Source organism: Nocardia sp. NPDC049526 (genome assembly GCF_044465765.1).
In the GTDB taxonomy this organism is placed as follows: Bacteria; Actinomycetota; Actinomycetes; order Mycobacteriales; family Mycobacteriaceae; genus Nocardia.
Window position 1 is genome coordinate 733,718 of the sequence record NZ_JBITMA010000001.1, and the last position, 17,206, is coordinate 750,923.

General features: G+C 66.1%; 11 protein-coding genes. 3 read left to right on the forward strand and 8 right to left on the reverse strand.

The features are described 5' to 3' along the window. Positions 1–112: 112 nt before the first annotated feature. From ACIBW7_RS03195 to ACIBW7_RS03215, 5 genes are all read right to left on the reverse strand, one after another. Positions 113–3,400, reverse strand: a complete 3,288-nt coding sequence (locus tag ACIBW7_RS03195; protein WP_397043550.1) for an arabinosyltransferase domain-containing protein — start codon at positions 3,398–3,400, stop codon at positions 113–115. Between the two features lie 59 nt (positions 3,401–3,459). Then, positions 3,460–5,202, reverse strand: a complete 1,743-nt coding sequence (locus ACIBW7_RS03200; protein ID WP_397044164.1) for a glycosyl transferase — start codon at positions 5,200–5,202, stop codon at positions 3,460–3,462. Positions 5,203–5,528: 326 nt separating this feature from the next. Further along, positions 5,529–7,679, reverse strand: a complete 2,151-nt coding sequence (locus ACIBW7_RS03205) for a galactan 5-O-arabinofuranosyltransferase (protein WP_397044166.1) — start codon at positions 7,677–7,679, stop codon at positions 5,529–5,531. A 345-nt stretch (positions 7,680–8,024) separates the two neighbouring features. Further along, complete coding sequence (locus ACIBW7_RS03210) at positions 8,025–8,786, reverse strand: decaprenylphospho-beta-D-erythro-pentofuranosid-2-ulose 2-reductase (RefSeq protein WP_397043552.1); 762 nt, start codon at positions 8,784–8,786, stop codon at positions 8,025–8,027. Then, positions 8,783–10,237 carry an FAD-binding protein gene (locus ACIBW7_RS03215; protein ID WP_397043554.1) on the reverse strand — a complete coding sequence of 485 codons (1,455 nt, stop codon included), beginning with the start codon at positions 10,235–10,237 and terminating at the stop codon, positions 8,783–8,785. Before ACIBW7_RS03215 ends, ACIBW7_RS03210 begins: the two co-directional genes overlap by 4 nt. A gap of 150 nt (positions 10,238–10,387) precedes the next feature. Between ACIBW7_RS03215 and ACIBW7_RS03220 the strand changes: the two genes are divergently transcribed. Next, positions 10,388–10,918, forward strand: a complete 531-nt coding sequence (locus tag ACIBW7_RS03220) for a GtrA family protein (RefSeq protein ID WP_397043556.1) — start codon at positions 10,388–10,390, stop codon at positions 10,916–10,918. A gap of 395 nt (positions 10,919–11,313) precedes the next feature. Here the strand turns inward: ACIBW7_RS03220 and ACIBW7_RS03225 are convergent, their stop codons facing one another. From ACIBW7_RS03225 to ACIBW7_RS03235, 3 genes are all read right to left on the reverse strand, one after another. After that, positions 11,314–11,934 (reverse strand): pyridoxamine 5'-phosphate oxidase family protein, encoded by a 621-nt coding sequence (locus ACIBW7_RS03225; RefSeq protein ID WP_397043558.1) that lies wholly within the window; start codon positions 11,932–11,934, stop codon positions 11,314–11,316. Between the two features lie 215 nt (positions 11,935–12,149). Then, positions 12,150–14,399, reverse strand: a complete 2,250-nt coding sequence (locus ACIBW7_RS03230) for a molybdopterin-dependent oxidoreductase (protein ID WP_397043560.1) — start codon at positions 14,397–14,399, stop codon at positions 12,150–12,152. Between the two features lie 129 nt (positions 14,400–14,528). Continuing rightward, positions 14,529–15,008, reverse strand: a complete 480-nt coding sequence (locus ACIBW7_RS03235; protein WP_397043563.1) for a hypothetical protein — start codon at positions 15,006–15,008, stop codon at positions 14,529–14,531. A 289-nt stretch (positions 15,009–15,297) separates the two neighbouring features. On the opposite strand from ACIBW7_RS03235, the gene ACIBW7_RS03240 reads away from it, so the two are divergent. Together ACIBW7_RS03240 and ACIBW7_RS03245 are read left to right on the forward strand one after the other, a co-directional pair. Next, complete coding sequence (locus ACIBW7_RS03240) at positions 15,298–15,852, forward strand: DUF4282 domain-containing protein (RefSeq protein WP_397043565.1); 555 nt, start codon at positions 15,298–15,300, stop codon at positions 15,850–15,852. A gap of 139 nt (positions 15,853–15,991) precedes the next feature. Continuing rightward, positions 15,992–16,867, forward strand: coding sequence for a helix-turn-helix domain-containing protein (locus ACIBW7_RS03245; RefSeq protein ID WP_397043567.1), 876 nt, complete (start codon positions 15,992–15,994; stop codon positions 16,865–16,867). Positions 16,868–17,206 lie beyond the last annotated feature (339 nt).

Here is a 17,206-nt window from a genome sequence, read left to right on the forward strand (position 1 = left end):
GGCTTATCGGCTGGCGTGAGTTCTGCCCGGCAGGCTCACGGCATGGCCGGCGGCGATGTGCCGCAGCCCACGCGCGTGCGCCGAGGGTGGTCGGCTCACGCGCTGGCATGGGCTATCGCGCTCGGATCGGGTCGGCTTTCTTCCAGCCGTTGACCGATTTCACGGTGGTGGTGATGGTTGCGGGGGTGGCGGTGGGGTCGTAGGGGGTGAACCGTTCCAACGAGCCCCAGTCTCGGGTCCAGTTGTGGGCGAGGTAGGTCGGGATGGTCTGGGATTTCAGGAGTAGACCGGTCCAGCCGAGGGGGCCGCCGCCGATATCGTCCTGCCAGGCGTTGGAGGCGTCGGAGCCGACGCGGTCGGGCAGGATGCGCCACTTGGGGACCTCGGCGACGCCGTCGTGGTGGTCGAACGGTCGCTGGCAGGGGAAGGCCAGGCCGACGTGCCAGTCCAGCAGGACCGGAGCGATTTCGCCGACAACGGAATTCAGCGTGGCCAGATGCGGCAGCCGGGGTGGGGTGACGGCCAACCACTGCTTCTGGGTGATGTCGTTGTCGACCGCGACCAATCGCACCGCGTTCACTCCGGCGGGCAACTTGTCCAGTGGCACACGGAGATTGCGCCAGGACGGTACGGGCCCGATATCGAGCGGATCCACCGAACCGAGCGTTTGCACCTCGCCGTCCGCTCCGCGCACGCCGTACTCCAGGTGCAGTTCCTGCCCGTAGGTGAGCACACCGTCGGCGTCGATCGAGCGGATCCGGCCTGCCGCGGTAATGGACAGCACCTGGTATGCCGGGTCATTGCGTATGCTGTCGGTCAGATCGAGCCGGTACCACTGCGAGGTGAGCTTGGCCTGCTGCTGGTCGGCCCCCTCCTGGTAGCTGCCCATGATCGGGGTTCGCGCCGGATCCAGACCGAACGGCAATGCCACGGTGCTGCCATTGATTCCGGCCTGCTGACTGGTACCGCCGCCGGTGCCCGCACCGGTTGTGTTGGTGGTCTTGTTCTTCGAATCTTTATTGACCGAATTCGCGCCGCCGGTCACCGTTTCCTCGGCATCGGCGGTGAGGTCGGCGGCCACCCCGCTGGGCGTGAATCCCTTGGAATCCACGGACAGTCCGTCGGCAGGGGAGCCGGTGTAGGGGAGCAGCAGCGAATCCGCGGTATCGGTCTCCACCAGCACCTCGTTGCCGAGCGCACAGGTATTGCCGCTCAGCGATTCGAGATTCGACTTGGCGATCGAGTACGCCGGGTACTGCGTGACCGCCGCCTTGGCCAGCGACGCCACCTCGAACAGCACGAGCAGCGCGGCGGCGATCGTCAACGGCGCGGAGGCGTAACGCTCGAAACGGCGTGGCGCATCGGTCTTCTCGCGGTAGGGCTCGCGGTAGTGCAGCCACACCGCGACGATCAGGGCCACCCCGCTGAGCCCGAGGAACAGGGTGGACAGGCCCTTACCCGCGACCAGCGGCGCCTTGTCCCACCACGGCACACCGTAACTGGATACGTACCACCAGCCATTGGATCCGGTGAAGGTGATCGCCAGCAGGAACAGCACCGCCGCCGCGAACAGTGCGCGGTTGCGTGGCGAGCGAATCCCATTGGTGCCCACCGCGACCGCCGCCAGCGCCGCCAGCGACCCGGCCAGCCCGGCGTAAACGCCGAAGTGGTGGGTCCATTTGGTCGGTGTGAACATCATCAGCAGCAGTGAGGCGAAGACGATGCCGAGAATCCGCACCGACGGCCCGCGCGACGTTCCCGGGATCCGCCCCTTGCGCAGCACCTGCAGCACGCAGACCAGCAGGCACAGCAGCATGATCAGCACACCGAACCGCCGCGCCAGCGATCCGTCCGGCGAGAGCATCAGCAGCGAATCCCACCGCGTCCGCTCGTCGAACCAGGCCACATTCGGCCCGACGAGGGTGCGCACCCGGGTCGCTTCCATCACCGTCGCCAGGGTCTGATCTGCGAAAACGACCACCAGCACGAGCGTTCCGGCGGCGAGCCCCGGTGCCAGCAGTGCGCCATACCGGAAGAACGCGGCAAAGCGAGAGGTGCTGCGGTCGGTATCAGCGTTCGTCAATGTGCCGGCGGCATCATGCGCCCGTCGGATAATGATCTGCAGCACCGGCCGTGAACCCGCGATCAGCGCGGCCACACAGATCAGCCCGGTCGGACCGGCCGCCAGCGAGAATCCGGCGATCAGCACACCGACCGCGGCGGGCAGCAGCCGTCCGGTTGCAATGGCCCGCTCGATCGAGCACCAGGTCAGCAGCGCACCCGCGGCGATCAGCGGTTCGGGCCGCAGACCGTTGTCATAGGGCAGCCAGAACGCGAGGAAGACCAGACCGGCGGTCCACAGCGCCACCTTGTGCCTGCGCACCCGAGCGCCCAAGCGCGGCAGCACCTCTCGGCTGATCACCATCCAGCACACGATTCCGGCGGCCAGCGTCGGCAGCCGCATCCAGGGGCTGGCATCGGAGACCTTGGTCATCCAGGCCAGCACCTCGTAGGACCAGCCGAACGGCGCCTCGGGCACCGCGAACCAACGGTAGTAGTTGGCCATGTATCCCGAATGCTCCGAGACGCGGGCCATATTCAGGATGTAGCCGTCGTCGGAGGTATTCGCGCCGATGAAATGCCACAGCACCAGGAGCCCGAGCACCGCCACATCGGCCAGGGTGAACCGCCACCAGTGTGCGGGCAGGAACCGGCGCGCCCGGCGGCCATCGGCATTGTCGAGCAGGTGCAATGCGATCAGCGCGATGATCGTGCAGATCGCCGCGGCGATCATGGCACCGAGCTTCAGCGCGGACGGCGTCGAGGAGAAGCGGGAATCGATATCGGCGTGCAGCTTCGCGCCATCGAGCTTCGCGGAATCCAGATCGGTGAAGACGCCGACCATCTGTGGGCGGATATCGCGGGTGATGGTGTTGCGGAAGGGCGTACCGTCCTGGCGCTTCGCACCGACGAATTCGACCGAGGTCGCGGCCGCCGTCGTCGTGATGTCGACGGACTCGCACCCGGTGATCTCCGCGACCGGCGCGGACAGCAGCGGCACATCACGCTGCAGCACCGCGAGCGTGCCATCGGTGACCGAGACGATCAGTCCCTTGGCACTCGCCTGACCCGAAGCGTGCGGAATGGTCGACAGCACCGTGCCCGACCCGGCCGCGGCCACCGCTGAACACGGCAGTGTCGCATCCAACCGCAGCGGCACATACGAAACCAGTGGCGCCTCGACACTGGTATGGCCCGCCTGTGGCCAGTCGAGCGTGGCCTGATCCTGTTTCACCGGAAGCAACGGCGTCAACAGTGCCAGTACGAATCCGAGCAACCCGGAGACGAGGGCGATCAGGCGGTTGCGGGTGAACGCTGCAGAAGTTCGGTCCGGTCGCACGAGGCACCATGCTAGCCACCCGCATTGGTGATGCTCACCACCGAGATCATCGCCGCCGCCTATCGCAGCGGCCGGACGTCCCAGAGCCACACGTCATCGACCTGTCGTGGCGCGACGCCGAGCAGTTGCGTCATGGTCGTGCGCAGCACCTCGGAGTTCTTGGTGGCGGGCAGGACCACCACGTCGGCCTCCCAGAAGCGCAGGTCGTCGAGTGCCTGCGCGCGAGTGTCGTCGTCGATGGGCGGGATGACGCCGGAGTCCTGTGCGCCGACGAGCAGCGCGGTGGTCGGGCGGAAGTCCGGTCCGTAGATGCCCTTCTTGTTCGCGCCGGTCGGGCCGACGAAATAGCCGCCGGCGAGCGCGAAGTCGAAATTCGCGTCGGCCTGCCAGCGCAGGGCCTGCGCCTCGGCGGGGCGCGGCGGCGGCACCAGCACCACCGAACCGCCGCTCACGTACTGCTTTACCGTCCCTCCGGCGAAGAACTCCGGAGTCGGTGCCCGCTCGATCACCGGAAGGACGGTCGGGACAAGCGGCACCAAGGCCAGCGCGAGGGCCGGGAACCAGGCCAGCGGACGCCAATCGACCGGCGACTGCCGCCACCAGGTGACCGCCCGCTGCGTCGCCAAGGCCAGCACCGCCGCGATGGCCGGAATCGCGGCCATGGTCAGCCGGGTCTCCAGCACCGTATTGAGCAGCGGGACCAATTCGGCCCAGCGCCACGGCAATTCGATCCCGGTCGACTCCTTGCCGAACATGGCCGTCGCACCGAGTGACAGCACTCCGAAGACCACCATCACCGCGGTCGCGGCCCGGACCACCCGGTCGCGCCACAGCAGCGCCACCGTCACGAGCAGCAACAGCAGCAGTGGCCAGCCGAAATAGGCGTTCTGCTCGGTGTCGTTCATGGACACGTACTGGCCGGGCGCGAACATCCCGCCGAGCGATTCGGCGGGGAACTGCACGATGGCCTTCAGATCGTTGCCCATCGGCCCGTGGTCGATCGAGCGATAACTCTGCGGCCCGAAGAACTGCCACCACAGCGGAATTTCGGTGAGCATCAAGGTGATCCCCGCGGCCGATGCGATGGTCGGGGCGATCGCACGCACTACTTGCCAGCCCGTGCGCGGTGTGTGCAGGTAGTACACGAGGCCGAAGAGTCCGAAGGCGAGTGCGAAGATCAGCAGCGGTTCCTCGCCGAGTGCGATCTGCAGCGCTACCAGGAAGCCGAGCACGACGGCATCACGAACTCGCCTGCGTGGCTTGGTCGTATCCGCGGCCGCCGTATGTCGCGCGATGCGGATCAACAGCAGCGCGATGACCGGAAGCAGTGCCAGCAGAACGAAATTCGGGTGTGCATTGGCATGCGAGATCATCGCGGGCGCGAAACCGCAGAACAGTCCGCCGATCGCGGCGGCCAGCCGGGACTCCACCAATTCCCGGGAGAACAGCCAGTACCAGGCGAAGGCGGTGGAGGCGAGGCCGAGCGTGAGGACGAGCACAAAGGTGACGGTCGGCCCGAACAGCAGCGTGACCGGCGTCAACGGCACCCCGACCCCGAACATGGCCGTATTGGCCATCATGTTCACCCCGGCCGGGAAGTTCTGCAGATTCGTGCCGAGCGGATTCTCCAGATGCGCCACCGAATGGGCGGTGACCGCGAAGAACCACTCCCACATGGTCTGGTCCTGACCGCTTTTGATCAGGTACCCGCTATGTGTATTGCGCCATTGTCCGGACAGCACCGTGACGGCCGATGCGAGATAGCTCACCGAGGCGACCAGATCACTCCGATCGACCCGGATCCGTCTCCGCTTCGCGGTGCGCTGCTCGGATCTGGCCCCGCCAGCCGGTGTCGATCCCCTGGTGACGACGCCTACTGCTGGTGGTGCTTCGACCCGCAAAACAAACTTCTCCCGTAAGTGGTCAGATCAGCGATCCACCGTAACCGAATACCCTGTGAACCGCCTCCCCGCGCCTTCAGGCCGCACTAGAGTGCCGCGACGCTACCGTTGGCGGCCGCCGGTCGGTGGCCGGCTGGGTCAGCAGTTCCCCACCAGTTACCCATGTCCTCGCGAAATCATGCGTCGGGCGAGCACACCGTCGACGCTGATGAGTCGCGCAGGCGGCGTCAGCGATTGACGACGACCAAGGTGAAAGGGCCGATATTGGTCGTGGTGAAGTGCGGATCCGCGAAGAGCTCTTTGGGGAAGCTCACGGTGTAGCGCTTCACATTGGGGTCGTTGGGATAGACGTCCTTGGCCAGGCGCAGGGTGTAGGTATCGCCGCTGCTGCGGAAGAGGAAGGCGTCCGGCGCGCGCCACGGGGTCTTGCCGAGTGCGTCCACCAGGGCGTCGGACGAGTTGAGCTTGCTCCACGACTCGATGGTGGCGGCGCGACCCGCGAAATCGGCAAGCGGGTTCGCATAGTGCGAGGTGAGCGCCTGGAAGCCGTAGTACGGGTAGAAGGAAAGGAAGCTGGTGTCGGCGGTGAGGACCACCGAATCCGAGCGTGGACGGCCGGTCTGCGCGATCAGTGCCGCATCGATTTCGCGGTAGTACGACGCCGCACCCGGTGCGCGCTTATCGGCGCGTTCGCCGTTGCCGTCGGTGTCTGTGTATGCGGTGGTGATCTCCGGCTTCAGCACCTGCGGAATGTCCTGTGTGAACGCGAGCGCACCGACGATGGCGACTACGACCACGGCGAACTTGAACCGCCCCGGCTCATCGAGTGCCCGGTATGCCGCCCGCGCGCCCTCGACGAAGCCGAATGCCCCGGCCGCCGCCAGCAGCACTTCGAGCACGGGCGTCAAGCGGAACGAGAGCAGGGTGGTACCCGCCGCGGTCGCCGTCATCGACAGCAGACACCACAGGTAGATCGCCACCACGCCGATCCCGAGCGCCTGCGCCCGCCGCGACGACGCCGCCCGCAATACCAACCACGCCGTCCCGAGCAGGAAGAATGCGCCCGAAAGCGAGATCTCCGCCATCGGCAACGGCAACTGCGCCCCACCCTCGGGCAGATAGTGGAGCGCCGTCCCCGAGCTCGGCATCGTCCCACCGAGCATCTTCAATACGAACGGCAGCCAGACGACCAGCGCCACCAGACCCGCGATCGCCGCGATGACAACCAGCCGAACCAGTGGCGGCACCGCGGCCCGCCAAATCGAACCCGCCTCGCCCTCGCCGCTACCGCGCCGCGCTCGATCTGCCGCCCGCTGTGCTCGCACCGCAAGCCCCGCCGATACCAGCCCCATCAGCCCGATCGCAAAGGCCGCCACTCCGAAATACAACGTGTAGAACGACGCAGCCATCCCGAGGAACAGCCCGGCCCCGATAACCGCGCCCCAGCCTCCTGCCGTTCCGATACCGCCCGCCGACGCGGCGGCGCCCGCCACACCGCTGCCCGCTGCGACTCCGCCATCAGATGCAGCGGCGATATCCGAGGCAGCGGCGCTACTTGTTGCAGCCGCATCACCTGATGCCGAAGCGCCACCTGGTGCGCCTTCGCCACCTGGTGCGGCGGCATCACCTGACGCACTACCACCACTCGAGGCCGCAGCGTGAACGGCGGCGCTCGCCCCCTCGAGCGGCCGGTACAACGCACCCCACGCAAGAATCAACGCGGGTGGCAGCAGCAGCACGATGACCGCGCTGTAGGCCTCCGGCGAGGCATAAGCCACCGTCACCGCGGTCGTCGCCGCACTGACTCCGATCGCCCAGTCGGCGCGAATCAGCTTGGACCACAATACGAGTGCGATCACCGCGATCACCGCGAGCGAACCGATGGCGTAGGGCTTGAACGCCTCCCAGCCGTCCATCCCGAGCACATTCGCCACTCGACCGCCGATCCAGAACCAGCCGGCCGGATAGAACGGCGGCAGGTCGGCGTAGGTCATATCGTGCAGTGCAGCGCTATCGGTCAGCCGCGTCAGATATTCGGTGCGGAATTCCTGGTCCACCGAGACGCCGAAGAGGTACAGCTTGGTGGCCGCCAGCGGCATCCCCAATGTCACCGTGACGAACGTCGAAATCCCGACCCAGGACAGCGCTTTCGCCATCCACGGCCACCGCCGCGCCCGCACCAGCCAGATCGCCGCGCCCAACAGCACCGCCGCGCCGACCTGTCCGACCGTGGTCAACGACCTGGTCACATTGGACGAGTTGAATGCGGGCCACTGCACCATCGAAAACGCCACCAGCCCAACGGCGGCAACGATCGCGGCCACCACGACAGCCAGCAGTGCCTCGCCGATTCCGGAGCCGATGTGCCGGATCAGCAGGGTCCCCCGGCCGCGCTCCGGTGCGGAGTGCTCGGCGCGTTCTGCCGTGACTGTGCTCAACGGAGTGCTCCTTCGACAATGCGACGGCTCGAGGTCGGCTCCGAACTTGCCACGCCGCCCGGCCGCTCGCACGGGCAGGGTGCCGAATGCCGTATCGACCGGTCCCGGCGAACCGCGACGATGGTATCCACCCAAATGGCACAGTGGTGTGCGCTGATGTCGGCCTTGCCGGCGCGTCGGCACCGACCCCGCCGGGCAGCCACGGAACCGCGCGTTGCGGATATAGATGAGCCGCACCTGTCCCGCGCGGACGCGTGCGCGGTGAGCGAGGTGCGGCTCGGGAAATCAGATGGGCAGCTTGCGGAAGATCGGGCGCGGGATGTGGCGCAGGATCATCATCACGAAGCGGAAGGTGCCGGGCGCCCAGACGAGCTCCTTGCCCCGCTGCGACGCCGAAACCGCCAGTGCCGCAATATCTTCCTTGTTGACGGTGAGCGGCGCCTCTTTGACGTGCGCCGAGAACCGGGTCCGCACCATGCCCGGCCGGATCACCAGCACACGCGGTCCGTACGGTCGCAACGCCTCGCCGAGTCCCAGATAGAAGCCGTCCAGCCCGGCCTTGGTGGAGCCGTAGACGAAGTTCGAGCGACGCACCCGCTCACCGGCCACCGAGGACATGGCGATGATCCGCCCGAAGCCCTGCTTCTTCATCTTCTCGCCGACCAGCACGCCGACGGAAACCGCCGCGGTGTAATTGATTCCGGCGACCTGCACGGCCTTGCGCTGGTTCTGCCACAGCTCTTCCGGATCGCCGTCGAGGGCGAACGCGACGATGGCGACATCCACATCGCCGCCGTCCCAGGCCGCGTCGATAACCCTGGGATGGCTCTGGGTATCGAGCGCGTCGAAGTCGATGACGTCGACCTGGGTCGCACCGGCCGACTTCAGCTCGGAAACGGCGTCCTCGCGCAGCGGATCACCGGGCAGTGCGGCCAGAATGATGCGCGCCGGACTCTTTCGCAGGTACTCGGCGCAGATCGCCAAGCCGATCTCCGAGGTACCGCCCAGCAGCAGGATGGTCTGCGGGTTGCCTACGGCATTAATCACTGGAGCTCCAGCCTTCTCGCCATATCGGACATGAAAACGCCTGTGGGATCGACACTTCGACGGATCTTGATCCACTCGTCGATCCGCGGGTACATCTGGTGGAAGGTCTCCGCGGTGGTGCGCGAATCCTTCGCGGTGTACAGCCGCCCGCCGAACTCCATGACGCGGCGGTCCAGCTCGCTCACCAGCTCGTTCAGACCCGGCTTGATCGGGAAGTCGACGCAGATGTTCCAGCCCGGCATGGGGAAGCTCAGCGGTGCGGGATTACCCGGTCCGAACAGCTTGAAAACGTTCAGTGCCGAGTAGTGCCCGGAGCCCTGGATATCGATGATGATCCGCTTGAACTCCTCGACCGCCTCGGTCGGCACCACGAACTGGTACTGCAGGAAGCCGTTGGAACCGTAGCCGCGGTTCCACTCCGCGATCATGTCGAGCGGGTGGTAGAACTGCGTCAGATTCTGCACCTTGCCGGTGTAATTGCCGCCCATGGCGTAGTACGCCTCACCGATGGCCTGGAGCGTGAACTTGTTCATGGTCCAGTTCGGGAAGATGTCGGGCACCGTCATCAGTTGCGGCGCATCGAACTTCAGCGGCTTCTTGCGCAGGCGCTTGGGTAGTTCGTCGACCTTGGCGAGGCGGCCGCGGGTGATGGTGGCCCGGCCGAGCTTCGGCAGCGGGCTGATCACGTCGAACCACGCGCTCGAGTAGGTGTAGTTCGCCTCGCTGCCGTCACTGTGCGCGGCGATGGTCTCGTCGAGAGTCGTGGTCTTCACGCCGTCGTTGAGGAAGTACGCCGTCTCGGTGGGCACCATCTCGATGGTCGCGCGCAGGATGATGCCGGTGAGTCCGTTGCCGCCGACGGTCGCCCAGAACAGCTTGGCATTGCGCTTGGGCGTGATGTGCTGCACCTGCCCATCGGCGGTGAGCAGATCGATCGAGCGCACGTGGTTGCCGAAGCTGCCCTCGCTGTGATGGTTCTTACCGTGGATATCGGAGGCGATGGCGCCGCCGATCGTCACCTGACGGGTGCCGGGCAGCACCGGAACCCACAGCCCGAACGGCAGCGCGGCCTTCATGAGCTGGTCCAGGCTGACGCCGCCGTCCACATCGACGATCCGGGTGTCCCGGTCGATCCGGTGGATATTGTTCAGCGGCGTCATATCGACGACGAGACCGCCCGCGTTCTGCGCGTGATCGCCATAGGAGCGGCCGAGCCCGCGCGCGATGATGCCGCGACGCAGGTGTGCCGGCTTGGAGTCGTTGTCCTCGGCGACCATGGCGACGGCCTTGGCGATCAGTTCGGGATCGCTCGTCGAGAGCACTTCGGAAGATGTTGGTGCGGTGCGACCCCACCCTGTCAATGCCTTGGTCCGCGTCGGCAGCGTGTAGGTGCCGTCGGCGACATTGCCGGAGTTACCGGTTGTGGTGGCGGTCGGAGCTTTCGTGGACATCGGCATAGAGGCTACATGCATGAGCGGATATGCGGTCGGCGTCGCCGTACTCCCCAGTATGTGAGGTCCGACATCGGTTCCATCTCGCCGGACAGATGTCCAACGGTCCTGGATTGCGCGTGTCCCGCGTCACGCCGTTACGCTCGTCGCGTGCAAGCCGAACCCCACCTGCCGCTCCCGACCGAACTGCCGCTGGTCGACGAGCCGGCCGGCGTGACCGACGGGCCCGAAGGCGGTAGCCTGCGTGACCACGAAGGGACCCGGGAGCGCCGAATCGAATCCAGTACTGATGTCGACCTGAAGACCCAGATCGTCCGCTTCACCCTCACCGGCGGTCTCTCGGCCATCGTCGACTACGGGATCTACAGCTTCCTGCTGAACCTCATCGGCCTGCCGGTCAGCGTCGCCAAATCGATCAGCTTCATCGCGGGCACCACCACCGCCTACCTGATCAATCGCCGCTGGACCTTCCAAGCGCCCCCGAGCCGCACCCGCTTCATCGCGGTCGTGGTCCTCTATGCCGTCACCTTCGCCGTCCAGGTCGGCATCAACGCCGTGCTCTACGCCACGCTCCCCGGCGACTGGTGGCGCCAGCCCCTGGCCTTCGTCATCGCCCAGGGCACCGCCACGGTCATCAACTTCGTTGTGCAACGCCTGGTCATCTTCAAACTCGGTGTCTGATTTGCCGCGCCTTCGGCGCGGCGTGTTCGCGGCCCCCTGGTGTCTCGCGTCCGAGTCGTCGAGACTCGCGACTTCGTCGCTTGCGCTGCGGCGCCACGGCCCCCCGCCGGGGCGCGGACCCCCCGCGGGGGGCGGGGCGCCGGGGGGTGCCCGCCCGGGGGGGGGGGGGGGGGGGCCCCCCCCCCCCGCCCCCCCGCGGGGCCGCGAACTCCTCGCTCGTAAGACTCGCTCCGTTGGGGGCCACCGATGGCGGATCGTTCGGCCACTGATGCGCGCTCGCCGGATGGTCGAGTCCGACGCCTGCGGCGCATGCGCTTGGACGACTCGGACGCGAGACGGGCCGCGAACTCCTCGCTCGTAAGACTCGCTCCGGCGGGGCCGAGTATGCAGTTCGGCTAACGAACCAGGGCGTCAGCCTGGGCCTGCGCCTTCGCCCCGAAGTAGTCGCCACCCTTGGCCCGGATGTTGTCGGTGCCCCACTCCCGCTGCTCGCGCGCGGCGGGGACCAGATGCGGGATGTGTTTGCGGCAGTGGATGTAGGCCTCTTCCACATCGACGACCACCCAGTGCTGTGCGGCTCGCCCCTTGACGTTCTCGGGCAGTTCCGGGACGTTGTGGCGCAGCGCGGTGTCGTCCACGATCCGTGCCGAACCGTTGATGTGCAATCCGATCAGATCCTGGACGAAATCGATTAGCAGGATGCCTACGTGCGGGTTCTCCAGGATGTTGCCGAGGCTGGCATGCACGCCGTTGCCGCGATATTCCGGGTAGGCAAGAGTGCGTTCGTCGATCACATGCAGAAAACCGGGCAGGCCCGCACGGAAGCTTGCGTCGCATTCGCCGTGTTTGTCCGCGGTGGCGATGAACGCCATATCCATCCTGGCGATGAATTCGATCATCGTCGGGTTCAGCTGATCGAGTACTTGATCTTGGTAGAAGCGTTCGGCGCGGTCCCGCGTACCGTACCTGTCCTGTAGTTCGTGCTCACCGTCACTGCCACAACGTGTACCGGGCATCGCGCCCCCTCTGGTAGCTGGAATCCGGCACACCGCAACGGGTTCGACGCTGAGCCCGCGACTAAACCGAAATCCTGTCCATTTTAGTCTGGCAACACAGCAAAATCCATGTTGAGAATGCACTGAATGTTTAGTTAGCGCAAGGGTTTCCAGAAAATAGCCACAATCCGACCGGCCGGAATTTTTACCGCGCGACCGGTCGGATCCGGCGCAACTCAGGCAGGGGTCAAAGTCACCGGAACGCCATTGAAGACCGCATTTCCGGACGGCACATCCACCACCGAATCATCGGTCAGCACATTGGCATTCACCCCGGCATGCGCCCGGGCCACCGTCTGCGTGCTGTCGGCATGTCCCCAGCCGTGCGGCAAGCTGACCACCCCGGGCATGATCGCCTCGGTCGGCTCCAGCGGTACCGTCAGCGTCCCAGCGGCCGACTTCACCACGGCGGTATCACCGAGCCCCAGCCGCGCCACATCCGCCGGATTGATATGCAGGGTGCAGGTATTCGACCCGCTGACCAGCGTCGGGATATTGTGCATCCAACTGTTGTTGGATCGCAGTTGACGCCGCCCGATCAGCACCACATCCGGCGCGACATCGGCGAGCCGGGCCCGCATCCGCGCGACGTCGTCGAGCAGCGGCTGCGGCGCCAACTCCACCTGCTTGGATGCCGTCCGCAGCACGCCGGGCAGGCGCGGCCGCAAAGGCCCGAGATCGACACCGTGTGGATTGTCCAGCAGCACCTGCAGATTCAGCGTGCTGGATTGCTCTCGGCGCTCCCGGGGCCCTTCGTGGTCACGCGGGCCACCGGCTCCGGGCCCGACGCTCGCGCCGGCATTCCACTCGCCATACGGTCCGAGCCGCAGCATCAGGTCGATGCGTTGCTCGGTGCTGTTGGACCCGATGAGTTCGGGCCGCCGCTCAGGTATGCCCGCCTTGTGCAGCATGCCCGCGATGATCAGTTCGTCGACGCCGTTCAGTGCCTCCGGTCCGGCGGGTTGCCCGGTCAGTGCGGCCCCGAGCCTGGCCAGGATCTCCGACTCCGAAGGCCGATCGCCGAGCGGGACCAGCGGCCGCGAGTACCGCGCGTAGTTGCGAACCGCGAACTGCAGCAATGCGAAGTCGTAGTGCGGCGACTGCGTAGACCGCGGCGGCGGCAGGATCACATCCGCATGCCGGGTGGTCTCGTTCAGGTACCGGTCCACACTGACCATGAAGTCCAATTGCGCGAAGGCCGAATCCAACCGGACCCCGCTCGGCGCGGACAGCACCGGATTACCCGCGACGGTCACCAGCGCACGGACCTGTCCCGCCCCGGGTGTGGTGATCTCATCTGCCAGGGTCGCCACCGGCAGTTCGCCCATCGCCTCGGGCAGGCCGCGCACCCGGCTGGCCCAGCGCCCGGTTCGGAACGGCTTGGTGCGCGGGATGCCGCCCGCCGCCGCATTGGCGAACATGGCGCCGCCGGGTGAGTCGAGGTTGCCGGTCAGCACGTTGATCACCTCGACCAACCACTGTGTCAGCGTGCCGAATTCGGCCGTGCAGGTGCCGATTCGCGCATATACCGCCGCGGTCGGCGCGGCAGCCAACTCCTGCGCGATCCGGATAACCGTCTCGGCGGGGATTCCGGTCCGTTCCGAAACCACCTCGGGCGTGAAATCCGCGGCGGCCGTGCGCACTTCATCCACCCCCGCGACATCCACGCGGATATCGGTCAGACCTTGTTCGAACAACGTGTGCACGATCCCGAACAACAGATAAGCATCGCTACCCGGCCGGATGAACAGATGCTCGTCGGCCAGCTTCGCGGTCCGCGTTTCCCGCGGATCCACCACGACGAATTTCCCGCCGCGCTTGCGCAATGCCTTCAATCTGCCCGGGAAATCGGGTGCGGTGCACAGCGATCCGTTCGACTCCAGCGGATTCGCGCCCAGCATCAGCAGATAATCGGTGCGATCCAGATCCGGCACCGGCACGGTGAGCGGATCACCGAACATCAACCCGCTCGCCACCTGCTTGGGCATTTGATCGGCGGTACTCGCCGAAAACAGATTCTTGGTGCCGAGCGCCCGGATCAGCACCGGCACATACAGCGCCCCGGCCACGGTATGTGCGTTCGGATTGCCGAGATACAGTGCCGCCGACTGATTTCCGTGTTCGGCCACGATCGCCGGAAAACGCGCGGCGATGAGCTCGAATGCCTCGGTCCAGGATGCGGTGCGCCAGGTATCGGTGGCCCGGTCCCGGATCATCGGTTCGGTCAGCCGGTCCGGATCTTCGTCGAGATGTCCGAAGCTGGCCCCCTTGGGGCAGATGAATCCCTTGCTGAACGGATCCTGTCGATCCCCGCGAACCGAGGTCACATGGTCGTTCGAGTCGAGTGTGATCTCGAGTCCGCAGACCGCCTCGCACAGCGGGCAGGTCCGCAACAGCGTCCGGGAGTCATCAGTGAGCTGGGCCATAACCCCCATCATCGCGCGCGATGGATCTCCGCGCACAAGGAAACAAGAATGACCGGTATCCGCGGATAGCGGATACCGGTCATCGGTGGGTCAGGGCAGTGCGGACCCCGCCCGGATAGATACGTCTGCTCAGCAGGCGACCGTGCTGACGGTCGTGCGACGCGAGAGCGCCGAGCGAACCGCCGCGCCGATCGCGACTACCGGCGGGATCCAGCGGGCCTCGCCGGGTGCCACGCCCCAGCAAGCCTCGCCGGTGGTGAGCTGGGTGGGGGGCAGCGGGATGCCGTCGCCGTCGGTGTAGACGGTGGCGCCCGCCTCGCGCAGTGCCTCCAGCGCCATCGCGGCCTTGCGCAGGCCGGTGACCAAGTGGATCTCGCGACGCTCGGCGCCGGGGATCTCGATAACCGGACCGGTCAGGTTGTTCGCGCGCATGAACCGGCGAACCTCACCGGCCAGCTCACCGCTGATCTCGATACCCGACAGATCCTCATCCGTGATCAGGCAGATTCCGTTGGTCGTTTCAGCGATCGTCCACCCGCGCTGGATGTAGTCCTGCGCCGCGGCAGTCATCTCTGCCGCCGATGCGGAAGTCGGAAACGTGGTGCGCACTGTCTTTCTCCATTCCCCGATAGATCTGGGTCCTGCATACGTGGGTGGTATCGGGGCGGGGTGGGGTGGGCGTTACGGGTTGTACAAAAGATCTTGGTGACTGTCGGGTTCGTCTCACCCGGTAGTGATCGGCTATCACCGAGACGCCTCTTTTAATGGGGCGTACCGCCGTCCCACGCAGCCGTACCCGATGGTGTGAATCCACTCCTATTGGCCCGGCGTCGGATTGAGGGAAGGATCGCCATATGGGTGAGCATCGCGTAGCGATTCGATGGGGGGTGGTGGTCGGGTGACGGGCGGGCGAGATGAATCCAATCGTGACGGGGCAGCGGATTCGGCGGAGTACGAAACCGAATCACGCTGGATCACTTGGAAAGAAACCACGTCCAAGCGGTTCTCGCGCACAGCGGAGCCCGAACCTGCCGAACCTTTCGAAAGTCCACGGGCCTGGACCGCCGATGCCGCCCGCGGCCTGCTCGACGTGCAATTCCATCGCCCCGCGACCAGGACGTTGCTGCCGCTGGCCTACATGCTCGGGCTGGCCTTCGCGATCGGCATCCCGATCGCACTGACGGTGTTGATGTGGCAGGTTTCCGCGGTGCTCGGCGTGCTGGCCGCCTTGATCGCGATACCGCTCGGCCTGACGATCGCCGCCGTCGTACGGCTGCTGCTCGAATTCCTGGAGAACGCGTCCAAACTGGCGACCAAGGTCGAGCACATCGCCGATCTCGCCGACGATCTGTTCCAGGCGCTCTCCGATGTCGCCGAGCCGGTCAACCAGCTCTCCGAAGACGTTCGCGCCGTGCAGTTCTGGCGTTTCCGCAAGCGCGGCGCACGCAAATAGGACCCAGCTGAATTGCCGGATCATCCCCCGCGGGAACCTGTTCGTCGCTCGTGCGCCCTTGGCCTGCGTGCGACACCGATCGTGACCTGTGTCGGATTTACTGTGAAACAATGCTGTTCGTATATCGCGAGGGGGAAGCATGGCTTTACCGCAGGGCACAACAGGATCGACCATGCCGCGCAGGCAGCTCGGCCGACATCTGCGTGATCTGCGCAATCGGGCCAGGATGACCACTCGGATGGCGGCCCAGCAGCTCGAATGGTCCGAGGCCAAGATCTGGCGGATCGAAACCGGGCAGACCTCATTGCGCAGCCTGGACGTCGAGGCCATGTGCAAGATCTACGGTGCGCCAACCGATCTCGTCGAACCGCTGACCGCACTGGCCAAGGAGACCAAGGCCAGGGGTTGGTGGACCGGCTACAGCGATGTGATCGCCGAGGGTTTCGAGGTGTACATCGGTCTCGAGGAGGCCGCGCGTGCCCTGGCCACTTATGAGAACGAGCTGATCCCCGGACTGCTGCAGACCGCGGCATACACCCGCGCGCTGCTGAAGTCCGCGCGTCCGGAGGCGTCGGAGACCGAAATCGAGCGTCGGGTGCAGCTGCGCATGGCCAGGCAGGCATTGCTCACGCGCAAGGATTCGCCGCTGCATCTGGATGTGGTGATCAGCGAATCGGTGCTGTGGCGGCGGGTCGGCGGTGCCGAGGTGACCGTCGAACAGCTCGCGCACCTGCGGCGCATGTGCGACCTGCCGAATGTGCGAATCCAGTTGGTGCCCTCGGATTCCGGCTATCACGACGGCATGGATTCGGGCCCGTTCGTCCTACTCGAATTCGCCGATACGGCGCAGGTGGAGCTGCGGGAGCCGCCGGTGGTCTATGTCGAAGCGTTCACCGGTCCGGTGTACCTGGACAAGGATCACGAAATCGAGCGCTACCGAACGGCTTTCGCGAACATCAAGTCGGTTGCCGCGGATGCGCGCACCGGCATCGAGGAAGCGCGCGAGAGTGTCTAATTGCCGCTGTGTCTAATGGCCGCGCCTTCGGCGCGGCGGGTTCGCGGCCCCCTGGTGTCTCGCGTCCGAGTCGTCGAGACTCGCGCCTGCGGCGCATGCGCTTCGACGGCTCGGACTTGAGACGGGCCGCGAACGGTCGCTCGTAAGACTCGCTTCGTTGGGGTCGCCGATGGCGGATCGTTCGGCCACCGGTGCATGCGCGAGGGGTGGTCGAGTCCTACGCCTGCGGCGCGTGCGCTTGGACGGCTCGGACTTGAGACGGGCCGCGAACGGTCGCTCGTAAGACTCGCTTCGTTGGGGTCGCCGATGGCGGATCGTTCGGCCACCGGTGCATGCGCG

What these genes read in the sequence shown, in the direction of transcription:
- ACIBW7_RS03245 (WP_397043567.1), top strand. Translation starts at nt 15,992, where the DNA reads ATGGCTTTACCGCAGGGCACAACAGGATCGACCATGCCGCGCAGGCAG.
- ACIBW7_RS03230 (WP_397043560.1), bottom strand. Translation starts at nt 14,399, where the DNA reads ATGGCCCAGCTCACTGATGACTCCCGGACGCTGTTGCGGACCTGCCCG.
- ACIBW7_RS03215 (WP_397043554.1), bottom strand. Translation starts at nt 10,237, where the DNA reads ATGTCCACGAAAGCTCCGACCGCCACCACAACCGGTAACTCCGGCAAT.
- ACIBW7_RS03225 (WP_397043558.1), bottom strand. Translation starts at nt 11,934, where the DNA reads ATGCCCGGTACACGTTGTGGCAGTGACGGTGAGCACGAACTACAGGAC.